The organism is Methylobacterium gregans, from assembly GCF_022179245.1.
GTDB classification, from domain to species: Bacteria; Pseudomonadota; Alphaproteobacteria; order Rhizobiales; family Beijerinckiaceae; genus Methylobacterium; species Methylobacterium gregans.
This window is the reverse complement of the sequence record NZ_BPQM01000205.1, coordinates 1-1321: the sequence shown is the minus strand read 5'-3', so window position 1 is coordinate 1321 and position 1321 is coordinate 1. Positions and strand designations below refer to the sequence as shown.

The following is a 1321-nucleotide window of genomic DNA, read 5'->3' as shown; positions in this document are numbered from 1 at the left end:
GCGCGCGATCTCGGCGCCGCCGAGACGGCCCGAGCAGTTGATGCGGATGCCCTCGGCGCCGAGATCGCGCGCCAGGAATGGTACCGCGAGGGCCGCGTTCCCCTGCACACCCTGCGGGCGGATGTGGACTACGGGACCGCCACGGCGTTCACCACCTACGGGACCTGCGGCATCAAGGTCTGGGTGTTCAAGGGCGAGATCCTCGAGCACGACCCGATGGCCCAGGACAAGAAGGCTCAGGAAGAGGGTGGTCGTTCCGGCGGCCGTCGTGAGCGTGACGGCGAAGGCCGCGGCGATCGGGGTGATCGCGGTGACCGGGGCCGCCGCGAGCCGGCCCACGCGTGAGCCGCCTAGCGAGATAGAGAGGCTGCCATGCTGCAACCCAAGAAGACGAAGTTCCGCAAGCAGTTCAAGGGCCGCATCCACGGTGCGGCCAAGGGCGGCTTCGAGCTGAACTTCGGCACCTTCGGCCTGAAGGCCGTGGAACCCGAGCGCGTCACCGCCCGGCAGATCGAGGCGGCCCGCCGCGCGATCACCCGCGAGATGAAGCGCCAGGGCCGCGTGTGGATCCGGGTGTTCCCGGACCTTCCCGTGACCTCGAAGCCGACCGAGGTCCGCATGGGCTCCGGTAAGGGCGCCCCGGATTACTGGGCCGCGCGCGTCCATCCGGGCCGCATCATGTTCGAGGTCGACGGCGTCGCCGAGGACATCGCCCGCCAGGCGCTCCGCCTCGGCGCCGCCAAGCTGTCGGTGCGCACGCGCATCGTCACCCGTATCGCCGACTGAGGGAGGGATCCGTGAAGTCGTCCAACCGACTGTCTGATCTGAAGGCCCTGTCGGCGGATCAGCTCAACGACGAGTTGCTCAACCTGAAGAAGGAGCAGTTCAACCTGCGCTTCCAGGGTGCCACGGGCCAGCTCGAGAACGTCGCCCGCGTCCGTGAGGTCCGCCGCGATATCGCCCGCGTCCGCACGCTCCAGCGTCAGAAGACGCTCGCCGCGGCCCAGGGCTGAGGAGGGACTTATGCCGAAGCGCGTATTGCAGGGCGTCGTCGTCAGCGACAAGGGCGAGAAGACCATCGTCGTGAAGGTGGAGCGTCGCTTCACCCACCCGGTGATGAAGAAGACCGTCCGCCGCTCGAAGAACTACCACGCCCATGACGAGGCCAACGCGGCCCATGTCGGTCAGACGGTGTTCATCGAGGAGTGCCGTCCGTACTCCAAGACCAAGACCTGGAAGCTGGTCGAGGACCAGGCCGCGGCGGTCGCCACCGCCGAAGCCTGAGGTCTTCTCAGATCCTTCCGAGTTCGCGAGAGGCGGG

The 1321-nt window shown here is 68.0% G+C and carries 3 protein-coding genes and 1 pseudogene; all 4 read left to right on the top strand.

What is annotated here, in order from left to right; genetic code table 11:
* Positions 1-345: pseudogene (locus MFF54_RS27535) on the top strand (hypothetical protein); the annotation flags it as partial.
* Positions 346-372: 27 nt separating this feature from the next.
* Entirely contained in the window at positions 373-786 is a 414-nt protein-coding gene (gene rplP, locus MFF54_RS27530) for a 50S ribosomal protein L16 (protein WP_238307357.1), read from the top strand.
* Between the two features lie 11 nt (positions 787-797).
* On the top strand, positions 798-1013 hold the full coding sequence (rpmC, locus tag MFF54_RS27525; protein WP_066927393.1) for a 50S ribosomal protein L29: 216 nt from the start codon (positions 798-800) through the stop codon (positions 1011-1013).
* Between the two features lie 10 nt (positions 1014-1023).
* Complete coding sequence (rpsQ, locus tag MFF54_RS27520) at positions 1024-1284, top strand: 30S ribosomal protein S17 (RefSeq protein ID WP_238307356.1); 261 nt, start codon at positions 1024-1026, stop codon at positions 1282-1284.
* The last annotated feature ends 37 nt before the right edge of the window (positions 1285-1321 follow it).